This window comes from Mycobacterium neglectum (assembly GCF_002591975.1).
Taxonomy (GTDB): domain Bacteria; phylum Actinomycetota; class Actinomycetes; order Mycobacteriales; family Mycobacteriaceae; genus Mycobacterium; species Mycobacterium neglectum.
Map to the genome: position 1 here is coordinate 16,493 of NZ_NVQE01000043.1, position 16,701 is coordinate 33,193.

Annotated in this window: 16 protein-coding genes; 4 read left to right on the forward strand and 12 right to left on the reverse strand. The window is 65.7% G+C overall.

What is annotated here, in order from left to right; translation table 11 throughout:
* Positions 1 to 25: 25 nt before the first annotated feature.
* Positions 26 to 937: a hypothetical protein gene (locus CSQ99_RS24955; RefSeq protein WP_099041686.1), complete on the forward strand. Its 912-nt coding sequence runs from the start codon at positions 26 to 28 to the stop codon at positions 935 to 937.
* Here CSQ99_RS24955 and CSQ99_RS24960 read toward each other — a convergent pair.
* Positions 934 to 1,650: a type 1 glutamine amidotransferase gene (locus CSQ99_RS24960; protein WP_099041687.1), complete on the reverse strand. Its 717-nt coding sequence runs from the start codon at positions 1,648 to 1,650 to the stop codon at positions 934 to 936. The two genes, CSQ99_RS24955 and CSQ99_RS24960, sit on opposite strands and share 4 nt — an antisense overlap.
* Complete coding sequence (locus CSQ99_RS24965; RefSeq protein ID WP_099041688.1) at positions 1,643 to 2,872, reverse strand: Mur ligase family protein; 1,230 nt, start codon at positions 2,870 to 2,872, stop codon at positions 1,643 to 1,645. The genes CSQ99_RS24960 and CSQ99_RS24965 overlap by 8 nt, the downstream gene beginning before the upstream one ends.
* 86 nt (positions 2,873 to 2,958) lie before the next feature.
* On the opposite strand from CSQ99_RS24965, the gene CSQ99_RS24970 reads away from it, so the two are divergent.
* On the forward strand, positions 2,959 to 3,948 hold the full coding sequence (locus CSQ99_RS24970; RefSeq protein ID WP_099041689.1) for a DEDDh family exonuclease: 990 nt from the start codon (positions 2,959 to 2,961) through the stop codon (positions 3,946 to 3,948).
* Here the strand turns inward: CSQ99_RS24970 and CSQ99_RS24975 are convergent.
* From CSQ99_RS24975 to CSQ99_RS25020, 10 genes are all read right to left on the reverse strand, one after another.
* Entirely contained in the window at positions 3,945 to 4,331 is a 387-nt protein-coding gene (locus CSQ99_RS24975; protein WP_099041717.1) for a PLDc N-terminal domain-containing protein, read from the reverse strand. The two genes, CSQ99_RS24970 and CSQ99_RS24975, sit on opposite strands and share 4 nt — an antisense overlap.
* Before the next feature lie 60 nt (positions 4,332 to 4,391).
* Positions 4,392 to 6,257 (reverse strand): 2-isopropylmalate synthase, encoded by a 1,866-nt coding sequence (gene leuA / locus CSQ99_RS24980; protein WP_099041690.1) that lies wholly within the window; start codon positions 6,255 to 6,257, stop codon positions 4,392 to 4,394.
* A 161-nt stretch (positions 6,258 to 6,418) separates the two neighbouring features.
* Entirely contained in the window at positions 6,419 to 7,240 is an 822-nt protein-coding gene (locus CSQ99_RS24985) for an alpha/beta fold hydrolase (protein WP_099041691.1), read from the reverse strand.
* A 46-nt stretch (positions 7,241 to 7,286) separates the two neighbouring features.
* Entirely contained in the window at positions 7,287 to 7,934 is a 648-nt protein-coding gene (locus CSQ99_RS24990) for a helix-turn-helix domain-containing protein (protein WP_099041692.1), read from the reverse strand.
* A gap of 15 nt (positions 7,935 to 7,949) precedes the next feature.
* Complete coding sequence (locus tag CSQ99_RS24995; RefSeq protein WP_099041693.1) at positions 7,950 to 9,134, reverse strand: NAD(P)/FAD-dependent oxidoreductase; 1,185 nt, start codon at positions 9,132 to 9,134, stop codon at positions 7,950 to 7,952.
* Positions 9,131 to 10,489: an FMN-binding glutamate synthase family protein gene (locus CSQ99_RS25000; RefSeq protein WP_099041694.1), complete on the reverse strand. Its 1,359-nt coding sequence runs from the start codon at positions 10,487 to 10,489 to the stop codon at positions 9,131 to 9,133. Before CSQ99_RS25000 ends, CSQ99_RS24995 begins: the two co-directional genes overlap by 4 nt.
* Positions 10,489 to 11,172: a GltB/FmdC/FwdC-like GXGXG domain-containing protein gene (locus CSQ99_RS25005; RefSeq protein WP_099041695.1), complete on the reverse strand. Its 684-nt coding sequence runs from the start codon at positions 11,170 to 11,172 to the stop codon at positions 10,489 to 10,491. Before CSQ99_RS25005 ends, CSQ99_RS25000 begins: the two co-directional genes overlap by 1 nt.
* A complete protein-coding gene (locus CSQ99_RS25010) occupies positions 11,160 to 12,038 on the reverse strand; it encodes a class II glutamine amidotransferase domain-containing protein (protein ID WP_099041696.1) in 879 nt (292 codons plus the stop codon). The genes CSQ99_RS25005 and CSQ99_RS25010 overlap by 13 nt, the downstream gene beginning before the upstream one ends.
* Before the next feature lie 18 nt (positions 12,039 to 12,056).
* Complete coding sequence (glnT, locus tag CSQ99_RS25015) at positions 12,057 to 13,370, reverse strand: type III glutamate--ammonia ligase (protein ID WP_099041697.1); 1,314 nt, start codon at positions 13,368 to 13,370, stop codon at positions 12,057 to 12,059.
* 88 nt (positions 13,371 to 13,458) lie between these two features.
* Positions 13,459 to 14,712 carry an ammonium transporter gene (locus CSQ99_RS25020; protein ID WP_099041718.1) on the reverse strand — a complete coding sequence of 418 codons (1,254 nt, stop codon included), beginning with the start codon at positions 14,710 to 14,712 and terminating at the stop codon, positions 13,459 to 13,461.
* A 139-nt stretch (positions 14,713 to 14,851) separates the two neighbouring features.
* Between CSQ99_RS25020 and CSQ99_RS25025 the strand changes: the two genes are divergently transcribed.
* Together CSQ99_RS25025 and CSQ99_RS25030 are read left to right on the forward strand one after the other, a co-directional pair.
* Positions 14,852 to 15,307, forward strand: a complete 456-nt coding sequence (locus CSQ99_RS25025; protein WP_099041698.1) for a hypothetical protein — start codon at positions 14,852 to 14,854, stop codon at positions 15,305 to 15,307.
* A gap of 128 nt (positions 15,308 to 15,435) precedes the next feature.
* Positions 15,436 to 16,701, forward strand: a complete 1,266-nt coding sequence (locus CSQ99_RS25030) for an aspartate kinase (RefSeq protein ID WP_099041699.1) — start codon at positions 15,436 to 15,438, stop codon at positions 16,699 to 16,701.

Sequence of the window (16,701 nt, forward strand, 5' to 3'; positions counted from 1 at the left end):
CAGACCGTTGGCGCACCATGCCGACATGGGGGCAGTGTTTCTTGGCCGGGAAGCGTTGGGCGCTGGGTTGTCCCGGCATGAGCTGAGGCGCTGGTATAGGCCAGTATTCCGTGGTGTCTACGCAGAGAAGCGAGCCCGCCTGACGCTGGCCGATCGCGCGCTCGCTGCTTGGTTGACCACCGACCGGCGGGGCGTCATCGCTGGAATCGCGGCGTCGGCGCTGCATGGTGCGGAATGGGTCGACGACACGGAGGCGATCGAGGTACTGGTTGACGATCGACGACGTCAATCGGGTCTTGTCGTCCGGATGGATCGCATCGAGCAGGACGAGATCACCACAGTTGCCGGCCTGATGGTGACGACGCCAGCGAGGACAGCGTTTGAGCTCGGGCGGTATCAGAAACGTTCAGTCGCCATGGCGCGCCTGGATGCTTTGATGCGCGCTGCGCCGTTCAAAGCTGAGGACATCGATCGGCTGATACACCGCTACGGCCCAGTGCGCGGAGTGCGGCAATTGCGCGAACTCCTACCCTTGGTCGATGCCGGCGCAGCGTCTCCGAAAGAGAGTTGGTTGAGGCTCCTGTTGATCGACAACGACTTTGCGAGACCCGAGACGCAAATTCCGGTGTTCCATGGCGATGAATTGTTTGCCTTGGATATGGGATGGCGACACTTGCAGCTGGCGGTCGAATACGACGGGGATCATCACCGCACTGATCGACCGAGCTATGTCAGGGACATGAGGCGACACCCAAAAATCGCTAGCCGTGGTTGGGAAATTGTACGAATCATCAAGGAGGACACAGAAGCCGCGATTCTCAGCACGGTGTACGAGGCATGGCTTCGCCGCGGCGGTGTCGAGATCGACAAAGTGGCGCGCTTTTCTCGGACTTTCCCGCCGAAACGTGAGTTTGGGCGAAATTGTGGTGCCGCCTAAACGCGGCGGGGCGCGGCGAGGCGTTCCTTGCGCAACTGCGCGACCTCGTCGAGGTCGAGCGGCGCCAGGTCGCCGACCACGCGTGAAAGCAGGTAGTCGGCGAGTTGCGGATTGCGCGCCAGGCACGGCCCGTGCAGATAAGTCGCGACGACGCTGCCCTGCACCGCCCCGTCGATGCCATCGCCCGCACGGTTACCAGCCCCGGTGACGACGCGGGCCAATGGCTGCGCCGCCGGACCGAGAACCGTTCCGCCGCGGTGATTCTCGAAACCCGTCAAGCGTTCCGAAAGTCCGGGTAGAAGCGGTTGCGACACCACCTCACCGATCGTCCGGGTGTCCTGCGGAGTCGTCGTGACGTCGAGCATCCCCGCGCCGTCGACCCGCTCACCCGACGATGTCTCATACCAGTGGCCCAGCACCTGGATCGCCGCGCAAATGGCCAGCACCGGTGCACCCCGATCGGCTGCCTGCTGCAAACCGGGGTAACGGATCAAGTGCTTGGTGGCCAGCCGCTGTGCGTAATCCTCTGCTCCGCCAAGGGCGTAGAGGTCCAACTCGGCAGGCACCGGATCGGCCAAGGTGATCTCGATGATCTCCGCATCGAACCCGCGCAGGCGCAGCCGTTGGCGCAAAACCACCGAATTGCCGCCGTCGCCATAGGTTCCCATCACATCGGGCAGCACCAACCCGATCCGCACCGTCGACTCAGCCACGTCGCGACAACGATCGCTGCAGGGTGAGAAACGCGGTGTAGTTCGCGACCACCTCGACGTGCCCGGGCGGGCATGACGTGATGGCCTCAACGGCGTTGTGTACCAGCGTGTGTTCGACGCCTGCGTAGCCCAGCCGCACCGCCAGATCGGTACCGCGTTCGCCTGCGGCCACCACCGGATGGTCGACGAAATGCTCGAAGTTGACGTCCCACAGCCACGACAGATCCTCTCCGTCGGGAACCTGACCATTGACCGAGATCACCACCGAGCCGGCGTCGGTGTCGACCATCGACAGTGCCTCTTGCCAGCCGGCGGGGTTCTTGGCCAGCAGCATGCGCACCGTGTGCTGGCCCAGCTGCAGTGTGCTGTAGCGACCGGCGACCTCGTCGACACCCGAGACCGCCGCGACGGCGGCGGCGGGATCGGCGCCCAACGTGACCGCGGCGGCGACAGCCTGGGTGGCGTTGCCGCGGTTGATGTTTCCCGGTAGCGCCAGCTGCATCGGCAGTGACAGCCCGTTGGGGCCGTGTATATGGGTGTCGTCGTAGTACCACTGCGGGGACGGGCGCTTGAAATCAGTTCCGGTCGAATACCAGTGGGCGCCGTCGCGCACGATGACCTCGCCCGAGCGCGGACAGCTCACCGAGTCGTTCGCCCATCCGCCGCCCGCGGCCACCCAGACCACGTGGGGGCTGTCGTATGCGGCCGACGTCATCAGCACGTCATCGCAATTCGCGACGACCACCGTCGACCGATGACGCGCGAGCCCGCCCCGCAGGGTGCGCTCGATGTGATTGATCTCACCGACCCGATCGAGTTGATCGCGCGACAGATTCAGCAGCACGACCACCGATGGATCGACGGCATCGGCCACGTGCGGCACGTGCATCTCGTCGACTTCGAGTGCCGCCAACGTCGCCTCGCGCGTCCCCGCGAGGGCCGCGACCAATCCGGCGTCCATGTTGGCGCCCTCGGCGTTGGTCGCGACCGGGCCCAGCGTCCCCAGCGCCGCCGCGGTCATGCGCGTGGTGGTCGACTTGCCGTTCGTGCCGGTCACGATCGCTGTGCGACGGCCCTCGCCGAGCTGGCGCAGGATCGATTTGTCCAGTGCCATCGCGACCAGACCGCCGATCATCGCGCCGGCGCCGCGGCCGGTGACTCGCGACGCCCAACGCGCGCCTGCTCCGGCCGTGAGGGCGGCGCGTCCACGAATGGTGACCATCCCCGGCAGTCTAAGAGCCGACACGGTGGACGAGCGGATGCGCGTGCCTCAGAGGGTTTGTCACCCGTCCGTGCCATCCTCGAAATGTGAGCCAATGCTGGGGCCGCCCCGCAGCCGACGACGGCGCAGGCTGGGCCGTCGTCGACGTGGAGACCTCGGGTTTCCACCCGGGGCATGCCAGGGTCATCAGCATCGCGGCGCTGGCGCTCGGCGACGACGGCAATGTCGAAAAGAGCCTCTACACGCTGCTCAATCCCGGAGTCGACCCCGGACCGACCCACGTCCACGGATTGACCTCCGAGATGCTGGCAGGCCAGCCGCGCTTCGGCGACATCGTCGGCGATCTGATCGAACTGCTGCGGGGCCGCACGCTGGTGGCGCACAACGTGGGTTTCGACTATTCGTTCCTCACCGCCGAAGCCGAGATGGTCGCGGCCGAGCTGCCCATCGACACCGCGATGTGCACGGTCGAGCTCACCCGCAGGCTCGAGTTGGGCACCGAGAACCTGCGGCTGGAGACCCTTGCCGCGCACTGGGGTATCACGCAGCTGAAGCCCCACGACGCGCTCGACGATGCGATGGTGCTCGCGCAGATCCTCAAGCCGGTGTTGGTCCGTGCCCGGGAACGCAAGGTGTGGCTGCCGGTTCGCCCGCTTTCACGGCGCGAGTGGCCGAACGGCCAAGTGACACATGAGGAGTTGCGGCCGCTGAAGATGATGGCGGCGCGGCTGCCCTGCGAGTTCGTCAACCCCGGCCGGTTCATCGCGGGCCGCCGGCTGGTGCAGGGAATGCGGGTCGCCGTGGCCGCCGAGGTCGACCGCACCCACGAGGAACTGGTCGAGCGGATCATGCACGCCGGGCTGGCGTACTCCGACGCCGTCGACAGCGAAACCTCCCTCATCATCTGCAACGACCCGCAACCCGAGCAGGGCAAGGGTTACCAGGCGCGCGAACTGGGCGTTCCCCTCGTCAGCGACGCGGCATTCATGGACCAACTCGACGCCGTGGTCGGCGGCTGCGCCATCGAGGAGTTCACCGACGTCACCCTGGCCGGTGACCAGTTCGCGCTGTTCTAGGCCAGGGCTTTTGCCTTGAGCCCGTCGAACTCGGCCTGCGAGATCGTGCCTGCTTCGAGAAGTGCCTTGGCGTCGGCGATCTCTTGCGCGGGCGAACGCCCCGCCGCGTCCCTGATGTAGTCGTCGGTCTGCTGCTTGGCCGCAAGCGCCGACTCACGGGCCCGCTCGGCCATGCCCTTGCCGCGGGCGGCCAGGTAGACCAACGCGGTCAGCCACGGCACCAGAAACAGGAACACCACCCAGAGCGCCTTCACCACACCCGACGTCTGATGGTCGCGCCACAGGAGGTCGGTGAGGATCTGGAACAGCACCAGCAGATACGCGATCCACGCGAAGATGATCAGGAAGTGCCACAGGAAATCCCAGGTAGAACCCCAGTCCATGTTCAGCTCCTTTTTTGACTGAATCGTGAACACGCAGTTTTTTGCGCGTGCGTCAGTTAATCACGGAGCGCTGGAAACAAGGCCCAGTCTGCTGGCGCGGTTGACCGCCGAGACCACCGCGCGCAGGGATGCGGTCGTGATCGACGTCGCGATACCGACGCCCCACACCGTGTTGCCGCCGATCGACGCCTCGACGTACGCCGCCGCCTGCGCCTCCTCGCCCGCCGAAAGGGCGTGCTCGGAGTAGTCCAGTACAGATACGTCGAACCCGATGGCGCCCAACGCGTCGACGAAAGCGGCCAGCGGACCGTTGCCCGCTCCGACGATCTCGCGCTCGACACCGTCCACCTTCACCACCGCCTCGATGGTGTCGGTGCCGCCGTCGACCTCGGCGGCGAGGACCTTCTGCCGCATCCGCTCGAGCGGATTACGCGGGTTCAGGTACTCCTCGGCGAAGACGTCCCACATCTCCTTCGGCGACACCTCGCCGCCCTCGCCGTCGGTGATCTTCTGGATTGCCTGAGAAAACTCGATCTGCAGCCGCCGGGGCAGGGCCAGGCCGTGATCGGCCTTCATGATGTAGGCCACCCCGCCCTTGCCGGACTGCGAATTCACCCGGATGACAGCCTCATACGTGCGGCCGACGTCGCGGGGATCGATCGGCAGATACGGGACCTGCCAGAGGATGTCATCGACGTCGGCGTCCTGCTCGTCGGCCGAGACCTTCATGGCATCCAGACCCTTGTTGATCGCGTCCTGATGGCTACCTGAGAAGGCGGTGTACACGAGGTCACCGCCGTACGGGTGGCGTTCGTGTACCTGCAGCTGGTTGCAGTACTCGACCGTGCGCCGGATCTCGTCGATGTTGGAGAAGTCGATCTGCGGGTCGACGCCGCGGGAGAACAGGTTCAGGCCCAGCGTGACCAGGCAGACGTTGCCGGTGCGCTCGCCGTTGCCGAACAGGCACCCCTCGATCCGGTCGGCACCGGCCTGGTAGCCCAATTCCGCTGCGGCGACTGCAGTTCCGCGGTCGTTATGCGGATGCAGGCTCAGGATGATGGCCTCGCGCGGGATGAGGTGCCGGTTCATCCACTCGATCGAATCGGCGTACACGTTCGGAGTGGCCATCTCGACGGTTGCGGGCAGGTTCACGATCAGTGGCACGTCGGGAGTGGGCCCGATGATTGCCGCTACCGCGTTGCACACGTCGACCGCGTACTCCAACTCGGTGCCGGTGTAGGACTCCGGGCTGTACTCGTAGCGCCAGAGCGTGTCCGGATACTTCTTGGCCTCCTCGACACACATCAGCGCCCCGTCGGTGGCGATGGCCTTGACCGCTTCACGGTCGGCGCGGAACACCACGCGGCGCTGCAGGATCGACGTCGAGTTGTAGAAGTGCACGATCGCGCGCGGTGCGCCCTCACACGCCTCGAACGTCCGCTTGATCAGTTCGGGCCGGCACTGCGTGAGCACCTGGATGGTGACGTCGTCCGGAATGGCACCCTCGGTGATGATGGCGCGGACGAAGTCGAAGTCGGTCTGGCTGGCCGACGGGAAACCGACCTCGATCTCCTTGTAACCCATGCGCACCAGCAGGTCGAACATGCGGCGCTTGCGCTGCGGGCTCATCGGGTCGATCAGGGCCTGGTTGCCGTCGCGCAGGTCGACGGCACACCACATCGGTGCTCGGTCGACGATCTTGTCCGGCCACGTGCGGTCGAAAGGAACGGACGCTGCGGGCCCTTTCGGGACTCCGCCCGACACCTCTTCGGCGAAGGGGCGATACCGGCCGACAGGCATCGACGAGGCGCGTTGGGTGTTCCAGCCCGGCTGGCCGGGGTTCGGCGGACCGGCCGGGGTGGTGACGGCGCGAATGGATGTGAAGGCGTCAGGTGAATCTGGTGCGGGTCTTGAGAAGGTGGTCACGATGGTTGCTCCGGGTTGTCGATGGACTCACGACCGGCGCATCGCGAACACCCGCGACGGGAAGCCGGTCTGATCAGACCCCGTCGCGGCTGCCGAGAAGGAGCACCCGCTGCACGTCGACCACTGTAACCCACCCGGTGGGCATGCCAAAACCCCAGGTGTCACCGTTGCCGGCGGCCAAGCCAGCGCTGCAGGATGTTCGACAGTGCGACCGGCGCGTCGTATTGCATCAGGTGCCCGGAGTCGGGCACCTCTGTGTAGACGGCATCCGCTATCAGCCCTGCGAGGCGGCGGCCGGTCTGCGGAGGTATCCAGGTGTCGTCGGCGCCCCACACGACGTGCACGGGAATCTTCAACTCGCCAAGCTGCGCCTCGTTGTCGACCAGGTACTGCTCGTCGTAATGGGCGATCTGTCGGTAGAAAGCCGGCTGACCTGCGTCGCCGGTCCACGGTGCGACGAGGGCGTCCAACGTGTCGTCACGTAACCCTTTGTGACTGGCGGCCGGGACATAGGCGCTCAGGATGGCTTCGTGGATGTAAGCGGGCAATTCGTCGAGGACATCGGGATGGCGCGCAACGAATTGAAAGAACGGTGAACCGCTCGGCGGAATCGCGACAACGTCGACCAGCATCAACGATGCGTACGACGCATGCTCGAACAGGTTGGCCCGCAGCGAGACTGCACCCCCGAAATCATGGGCGACGACGTGCGGGCGGTCGAGGTCCCAGTGTTCGAGGAGCGCCGCGAACGCCTGCGCCTGCGCACCGAAATCGACGGAATGCGCTGCGTCCTTCGAAGACTGCCCGTATCCCGGCATATCCCACAGATGAACTGTGAAGTCGTCGCTGAGGGCGTCCGCGTAGCGCGACCAAACCGCTGAGGAGAAGGGCGTTCCGTGGCAGAACACCACGGCCGGGCCGGTGCCCGAACGACCCCACGCAATCCTGCGGCCGTTCCAGTCGAAGGTCTCCGTCAGCTCCATGTCGACAGTTGGCTTGCCGACCGGACCGACTCCTAAACCGGCGCGGTCAGACCTGGAAGTCGGGGAAGGCGATCACCGAAAGGAAACGGATCGGCAGCTCCACCAACTCCACCGGTCCGTGGGCGCCCTCGCCGTCGAACTGCAGCGCGTCACCCGGGTGCAGCTGGTAGACCGAGCGGCTGTGGCCGTAGTCCATGACGCCCTCGAGCATGTAGATGAACTCCGTGCCTGGATGCTGGAAAAGGGGATAGGTCTGGCTCTTCGCCGAGAGCGTGACATGCAGACACTCGAGGCGCTTGTGCTCACCGCGCAGCGATCCGAGCATCTGGTACTCGTGACCTTCCCTCGTGCCGTTGCGCACGATGCGTGCGCCGGTGCCCGCGGTGACGAACGCGGCGGGACGCTCGACATCCGCACCGCGGAACAGGCTGGTGACCGGGACGTCGAAACCGTTGGCCAATAAGGCAAGCGTGCTCAGGCTGCACGATGTCTGGGCGTTCTCGATCTTGGACATCATCGCCTTTGAAATGCCTACGCGGGTAGCCATCTCGGCGACCGTGAGCCCGTGCTGCAGGCGGAGCTGGCGGACGTTACGCCCGATGGCGGCCTCCAACTCGAGTTCCTCGACCGGCGCGCGTGGATTGCGTTCCCGAGCAGTGCCGGATCTGTTTCGGAGCAGCGGGACGTCAGACATGGCTCTTGGCGGAAGTCAACGCATCTGCCCGGCAGCAGAATACGGATACGGGCTCGTGAGCAGGTCGCGGTCGGCGAACCGGGACAGCCGGAAGTCGCTTTCCGGAATACGGGGGTCGGCACTACGACCGTCGACGACGAGGTCGGCGATCAACCGCCCGACGGCGGGTGCGATCTTGAACCCGTGTCCGCTGAATCCCGCGGCGACCACGAGCCCGTCAACGTCGGTGCGGCTGATGACCGGATTCCAGTCCGGGGTGACGTCGTAGCAGCCCGCGTAGCTGCCGGTGATCGCCGCGTCGGTGAAACCGGGGAATCTGGTCCCGACGCGTTCGACTGTGGTCTCGACGAAGGCCTCGGTGGCGCGGTTCAGGTAGTCGTCGGGGTCGGCGTGCTCGACGTCGGACAGATCGCTGTTACCGAACAGCAGCTCACCGCCCAATTCCGGGCGGATGTATTGCAGTGACACCAAATCGGAGAACACCGGCACATGGGCGATCTCGACGCCGGGCGCGATGGTCACGAGTTGCTCGCGGATCACCCGAATGGGCACATCGATGTCGTAGGGCGCAAGGAACTCCGGGGTCCAGACGCCGGTAGCGACCACGACGCTGTCCGCGGCGATTTCGGTTCCGTCGGCCAGCCGCACACCGGCGACCTTGTCTCGCGCGACCAACAGACCGGACACGTTGGCGCCCTGTCGAACCCGCACACCCGCCGCTCGTGCCGACACCGCGAAGGCCTGGGCGGTCTGGTAGGCGTCGCCATAGCCGCCGCGTGCCTCCCACGCGAATGCCTCGAACGGCGTCAGGTCCGCATACGGCCACAGCCGGGCCACCTCGGCGGCCTCGATCTCCTCGGTCTGAACCCCGACGGCTTGCTGTGCGGCAAGGCTTTTGCGCAGCGAGTCGGCATCTCCTTCGCCGACTCCGACGACGTAACCGGTCTGCCGGAACCCGATGTCGGAACCGAAGATCTCCTGCGCCTTCTCGAACACCTCGAGGCCGATGGTCGCCATCGCGGCCAGCGAGCTGACGCCGTAGTGGCAACGCACGATGCCGCTCGACTTGCCGGTCATCCCTGAGCCCACGGTATTGCGTTCGACCACCACGACATTCGTGACACCGCGCTGTGATAGTGCCCAGGCCGCGGCGGCGCCTTCGATACCGCCGCCGACGATCACCACATCCGCGGTACTCATTGCCCTGGAATCCATTCGGTACCCGCCAGCGGAACGCGGGCCATCGCGGCCGCTTCGATGGTGACGGCGACCAGGTCCTCGGGTTCGAGATGGCACACGTGGGACTTGCCGCAGGCCCGTGCGATCGTCTGAGCCTCCATGGTCAGCACCCGCAGGTAGTTGGCCAGCCGCCGCCCACCTTCGACAGGGTCGAACCGCGACGCCAGTTCGGGATCCTGCGTGCTGATCCCGGCCGGGTCGGTGCCGTCCTGGAAATCGTCGAAGAAACCCGCGGCGCTGCCGAGCCTTTCGTACTCCGCCGAATAGCGGGGGTGGTTGTCGCCGAGTGCGATGAGTGCCGCGGTGCCGATCGCGACGGCGTCGGCCCCCAATGCCAGCGCCTTGGCCACATCCGCCCCTGACCGGATCCCGCCCGACACGATCAACTGCACTCCCGCTTTTCCCGTCGCTCCGCTCGCCCCGGCGCGATGCACCCCGAGCTCCTGCAGCGCCTGCACCGCCTGCGGCACCGCTGCCAGTGTCGGTACTCCGACGTGCTCGATGAACACTTCCTGCGTCGCCGCGGTGCCGCCCTGCATGCCGTCGACCACGACGACGTCGGCTCCCGCGTGTACCGCGAGCTTCACGTCGTAGTACGTGCGGGTGGCGCCGACCTTGACATAGATCGGCTTCTCCCAGTCTGTGATCTCCCGCAGCTCGTTGATCTTGATCGTGAGGTCGTCGGGGCCGGTCCAGTCAGGATGCCGGCACGCCGAACGTTGGTCGATGCCCTCGGGCAGCGTGCGCATGCCCGCCACGCGTGCCGAGATCTTCTGCCCGAGCAGCATGCCGCCGCCGCCCGGCTTGGCGCCCTGGCCGAGGACGACCTCGATCGCGTCGGCCTTGCGCAGGTCATCGGGATTCATGCCGTAACGCGACGGAAGGTACTGGTAGACGAGGTGCTTGCTCTGTGTTCGCTCCTCGCGGGTCATGCCGCCGTCGCCGGTCGTGGTGGACGTGCCGACCGCACTGGCGCCGCGGCCGAGTGCCTCCTTAGCCGGACCGGAAAGCGCACCGAACGACATGCCCGCGATGGTGACCGGAATATCCAGGTGCAGTGGCGCTTTGGCGTAGCGGGTGCCGAGTACGACGTCGGTGTCGCACCGTTCGCGGTAGCCCTCCAACGGATACCGCGACATCGACGCACCGAGAAACAGCAGGTCGTCGAAGTGTGGCAGGGGACGCTTGGCGCCCCAGCCGCGGATGTCGTAGATGCCGGTCTCGGCGGCACGGTGGATGGCTGCGATCGTCGACCTGTCGAAAGTCGCGGATTCGCGGAGGCCCAGTCGGGCGCGGTCGTCGGCGGTGTAGCTCATCAATAGGCCGTCGCGTTGTCGACGTGGAAGTGGTACAGCGACCGCGCGGATCCGTAGCGGGTGTAGGCGGCGGTGTCGTCATCGAAACCCGCTGCTGTCAAGAGCGATTCGAGCTCGACATGGTGTTCGGATCGCATCTCCTTGGCGATGCAATCGGCGCCCAACGAAGCGACTTCGCCGCGTACGTAGATGCGCGCCTCGTAGATCGAGTCCCCGAGCGCCTCGCCGGCATCGCCGCGAACGACCAGCCTGCCCGCCTGGGCCATGAAGGCGCTCATGTGTCCGACGTCGCCGCCAACCACGATGTCGACACCCTTCATCGAAATACCGCATCGCGCAGCGGCTTTACCCTCGATCACCAACAGTCCGCCGTGTGCGGTGGCGCCCGCGGACTGGGATGCGCTGCCTTTCACCCAGACGGTGCCGCTCATCATGTTCTCGGCGACGCCGGTGCCCGCATTGCCTGTGATCGTGACGTGGGCGTGCTGGTTCATGCCCGCGGCGTAGTAGCCGACGTGGCCATCGATCCGCACCTGTATCGGCGCGTTCAGGCCGACCGCGACGTTGTGCGCGCCGTCGGGGTGAGCGATCACGAAGTCGCCCGAAAGGCCTGGCGCGTGCAGCGCGGTGTTCACCTCGCGCAGCCCGGTGGCGGCCAGGTCAAACGTGGCTAGCGTCTCCACGCGTAGATCACCTCCGGCTCCGGCTCCCAGATCTTGGCGCTCTCCACACCGGGAAGGCCTGCCAGGGCACGGTATTCGCTGCCCATGGCGACCCAGTCGTCGGTCTCGGCGATGACCGCGGGCTTGCAGGCGATGGCGTCGCGGACCACGGCGAACGAGTCCCGGTTGGACACGAGCAGGGTGTAGAAGCCGTCAAAGGTTGCGCACAGTTCCTTGAGCGCCGCCTCGACGTCGCGGCCCTCGGCTAGCTGCTTGGCGATGAAACGCGCACCGACCTCGGTGTCGTTCTCACTGTCGAATGAGACTCCTGACGAACGCAATTCACGTCGAATGGTGGCGTGATTGGCGAACGATCCGTTGTGCACCATGCACTGCTCGGGACCCACGGCGTACGGGTGAGCGCCCGCGGGTGTCACGGCTGACTCGGTAGCCATCCTGGTGTGCCCGACGCCCTGCCAGCCCTGCGCCTTCGCCAGGCCCCAGCGTTCGGTGAGCACCCGTGGATGGCCGACTCCCTTCAGCACTGCGAGGTCGGCGCCGAAACCGGCGACCAGCGCGTCGGGGTACGCGGTCTTGGCGGCGTCCAGAATGTCATCCGACGATGCTTGTGCGGTAAGGAGATACGTGGCATCGAGCCGTGTCACCGACACGCCCAGGGTCTCGGCCACCTCGTCTGGACTCGCGTCGACCTCGAGTAGTGAGACGCAGCCATGCCCAGGGGGAGACCAGGTCGGATCGCCGTAGACAGCGACGCCGGATGAGTCGCTACCGCGATCGCCCATTTCGCACAACATGCCTGTCACCAGTTCGCCGAGCTGCGGATACAGCTCAGGGTTGCGCAGGTGCAGGCCCACGATGCCGCACATTGGACAATTTCCTTTCGTCTAGAACGCGGTCAGGTAGTGGTCGATCTCCCACGGCGTGACAGCGCTGTGGTAGGCGAAGAACTCGTCACGCTTGATGTTCGCGAAGTAGGTGGCCACCCCCTGGCCCGCGGCGTCGAGCACTCCGGTGATGACGGGGTCGCCCTGCAGTTCGTCCACGGCGTGCAACAGAGTCGGCGGTAGCGCCGAGCGTCCCTGGGAGCCAACACCACCGGGGTCGGTGCTTCGTTTGATGCCGTCGATGCCCGCACCAAGGGCCGCCCCAATTGCCAGGTAGGGGTTCGCCGACCCGTCGCCGCCGCGTAGCTCGATGCGCTGGTCGTCGGGCACCCGAATGTAGTGGGTGCGGTCGTTGCCGCCGTAGCTCGGCGTATTGGGCGACCACGATGCGCCGGAGGCTGTCGCGGTCGCGCGGGTCCGCTTGTAGGAGTTGACCGTTGGCGCCACGACCGCCTGTAGCGCGCAGGCGTGTTCGAGGATACCGCCGATGAACGAGTAGGCAGTCTCGGACAACCCCAGTCCACGTTCGTCCGGAACGCCAGGGCCTGCGGGGAACACCGGTGCACCGCCGGTGGTCAGCGACAGGTGTAGGTGCAGGCCGCTGCCCGTCCGGTCGGTGAACGGTTTGGGCATGAAGGTCGCGACCATGTTCCGCTCGGCGGCGATCATCGACAGCAGGTAGCGCAGGGTGACGACGCGATCGGCGGTGGTCAGCGCGTCGGCGAACTGGAAGTTCTGCTCGAACTGGCCGTTGCCGTCCTCGTGGTCGTTCGCGTAATTCGACCAGCCGAGTTGATTCATCGCCGTCGAGATCGCGGTGAGGTGGTCGTACATCCGGGTGACACCACGAGCGTCGTAGCAGGGCTGCGCGGCGGTGTCATCGGTGTCTGCGGTGGACAGCGTCCCGTCGGCGCTGCGATGCAGCAGGAAGTATTCGACCTCCGCGCCGACCCACGGCTCGAAGCCGGCATCGGCCGCCTGCGCAATCATCGCCTTGAGGATGACCCGCGGAGCGTAGGGCCACGGCTCGCCGTTGACGTGCGGGTCGCAGTGCACGATGGCCAGTCCCTCCTTGAGGAACGGAATCGGCGTGAACGAGCCAGGATCCGGAATGGCCATAAGGTCAGGGTCTTTGGGCTCCTGGCCGATGGCGCCGACGGCATAGCCCGCGAAGCCGACTCCCTCGGTGGCGAGAAGGTCGACCGCCTCGACCGGCACCAGCTTTGCGCACGGCTTGCCGCGCAGGTCGACGAACAGCGCGAGGATGAACTTCGTCCCGGATGCCTCGGCCAGGGACGCCAGATCGTTGGACATTGTGAGGAAACCCTGTCTCTTCTCAGGAAACACGATGCCGATGGGCCAACCGGCGCGGACGGCTGGTCCGCGCCGGTTGGCTTACAGGTCAGACCGGTTGCATGTCGTACGAGGACTCGCGGTGGAACTTCGTGTCGATGCCCTCTTCTTCTTCGTCGGGCGAGATGCGGATGCCCATCGTCTTCTTGATGGCGAAGGCGATCGCGAACGCGACGGCGAAGGAGTAAACCATCACCGCCCCTGCGGCCACGGCCTGCTTCCACAGCTGGTCGACGCCGCCGCCGTAGAACAGGCCATTCGTCGCATTGGGCATGGAGTCGCTGGCGAGCAGGCCGATCAGCAGCGTGCCGATCACACCGCCGACGAGGTGCACCCCGACTACGTCAAGGCTGTCGTCGTAGCCGAACTTCGACTTCAGGCCGACGGCGTAGACACAGATGGCACCCGCGATCGCGCCGAGGATGATCGCGCCGACCGGCGTCACGGCCCCGCACGCGGGGGTGATCGCTACGAGACCGGTGATCGCGCCGGAGGCAGCGCCAACGCCGGTCACGTGACCGTCTTTGAACTTCTCGACGGTGATCCAGGCCAGGGTGGACGCGCAGGTGGCGACGAATGTGGTCACCATGACGATCGAGGCCGAGTTGCCCGCGGCGAGTGCCGAGCCACCGTTGAACGCGTACCAACCGGCCCACAGCAGGCCGGCGCCGAGCAGGGTCAGCGGCACGTTGTGCGGCTTGCGCAGCTGTCCGAACATCGCGGACTTTCCGAGCACAATCGCCACGGCCAGCGCCGCAGCGCCTGCGTTGATGTGGACGGCGGTACCACCGGCGAAGTCAATCGCCTTGAGCTGGTTGGCGATCCAACCGCCGACCGAGTCCTCGGTCACGACGCCGTCGAATGCGAACACCCAGTGCGCAACCGGGAAGTACACCAAGACGGCCCAGACGGACGCGAACAGCATCCACGCGCCGAACTTCATCCGGTCCGCGACCGCGCCGGAGATGAGTGCCACGGTGATGGCTGCGAACAGGGCTTGGAACAGGGCGAACAAACTGATCGGCAGACCGGAGATGGTCGTCTGCGATTCCAGCAGGTCCTTCATGCCGGCGAACTCGGTGAAGCTGCCGACGAATCCGCCGTAGGAGGTGCCGAAGACCATCGAGAAGCCGAAGAGCACCCAGAGGACACCGACGATGGCCACCGCGCCGAACGTCATCATCATCATGTTCGTCGAACTCTTGACCGACACCATGCCGCCGTAGAACAGCGCCAGCCCTGGAATCATCAGCGTCAAGCCGATGATGCAACACAGCATGAATGCCGTGGTACCTGTGTCCACTACGTCCATTTACATCTCCTGAAAGTGATGCGGCCCGCCACCGGGCCGTTCACTGTCAGTAACCGATGTTTCTGTTACGTGGATCAGTTCACGATGTTGCCTGGACGTTAATAAGCGGGTGGTCGCTAGAGTTCATTTGATGAGACTTGATCGACGGTGGTGGGTTGCGATCGCCGTCGTTGTCATCTCCATGACCGCGCTGCTGCTGTCCAATACTTTCTTCAAGGGGCCGTCCGAGGAGTGCAAGCCGGTGCTGGCCCTGCTGGAATACAACAAATCACAGGGCGAGCTGATCGCGTCGAAGGCGAGCGACTCCGACCCGGCCGTGCCCACGGTGGCCGAGGACGCCGCATATCAACAGTGGGCCGACGGGATGGCTCAGCGGGCGCAGCAGATCAACGACCCGAACCTGGCTGCCACCGCCATCCAGGTCGCCGATTCAGCCGCCAAGTTCGTCGCCATGCTGCCGCGGGTGCGGGCCCAGTCCGAAAACCACGCGCCAGGCGCACCCGCGCCGCCGTCATATTTCGAGATGACGCTCGTGAACCAGCGCATCATGGACGGCCTCGCCCAGCTGGCGGATGCCTGCGATTAGCGGCGGCAGATGTCAGCGTCCGTCGGTGCGGTGACCGGCGCAGTAAATGGGATGCGTCAAACCCTTATCCTTATTTGGACTGCGCTGGATCCGTAAGCGCGGTCCCAACCACCTGAAAGGCATGTCCAGTGGCGCTCGTCGTGCAGAAGTACGGCGGATCCTCGGTGTCGGACGCCGAGCGGATCCGCCGCGTCGCCGAGCGCATCGTGGAGACCAAGAAGGCAGGTCACGACGTCGTCGTGGTGGTGTCGGCGATGGGCGACACCACCGACGACCTGCTCGATCTGGCGCGTCAGGTCTCTCCTGCCCCGCCGGCGCGGGAGATGGACATGCTGCTGACCTCGGGCGAGCGCATCTCCAATGCGCTGGTCGCGATGGCCATCGACTCGCTGGGAGCCCAGGCGCGATCCTTCACGGGGTCGCAGGCCGGCGTGATCACGACCGGCACCCACGGCAACGCCAAGATCATCGACGTCACACCCGGCCGCCTCCAGGAAGCCCTCGACCAGGGCCTGATCGTGCTCGTCGCCGGTTTCCAGGGGGTCAGCCAGGACAGCAAGGACGTCACCACGCTCGGCCGCGGCGGATCGGACACCACCGCCGTCGCGCTGGCCGCGGCGCTGAATGCCGACGTATGCGAGATCTATACCGACGTCGACGGCATCTTCACCGCCGACCCGCGCATCGTGCCCAACGCCCGCCACCTCGACACCGTGAGCTTCGAGGAGATGCTCGAGTTGGCCGCCTGCGGCGCCAAGGTGCTGATGCTGCGGTGTGTGGAATACGCACGTCGCTACGACGTTCCGATTCACGTCCGCTCGTCGTACACGGACAAACCAGGCACTCTCGTCAAAGGATCGATGGAGGACATCGGAATGGAAGACGCCATCCTGACCGGAGTAGCGCATGACCGCAGCGAGGCCAAGGTCACCGTGGTCGCGCTACCTGACGTTCCCGGCTACGCAGCCAAGGTGTTCCGCGCGGTCGCCGATGCCGACGTGAACATCGACATGGTGCTGCAGAACATCTCGAAGATCGAGGACGGTAAGACCGACATCACGTTCACCTGCTCGCGCGAGAGCGGGCCGGGCGCGGTGGAGAAGCTCACCGCCCTGCAGAGCGAGATCGGCTTCTCCAAGGTTCTGTACGACGACCACATTGGCAAGGTGTCACTGGTCGGCGCCGGTATGCGCAGCCATCCCGGCGTCACCGCTACGTTCTGCGAGGCGCTCGCGGAGGTCGGCGTCAACATCGACCTGATCTCGACCTCCGAGATCCGAATCTCGGTGCTGGTCAAAGACACTGAGCTGGACAAGGCTGTCGTCGCGCTGCACGAGGCATTCGGCCTCGGCGGTGACGAGGAAGCCGTTGTATATGCGGGAACGGGACGTTGA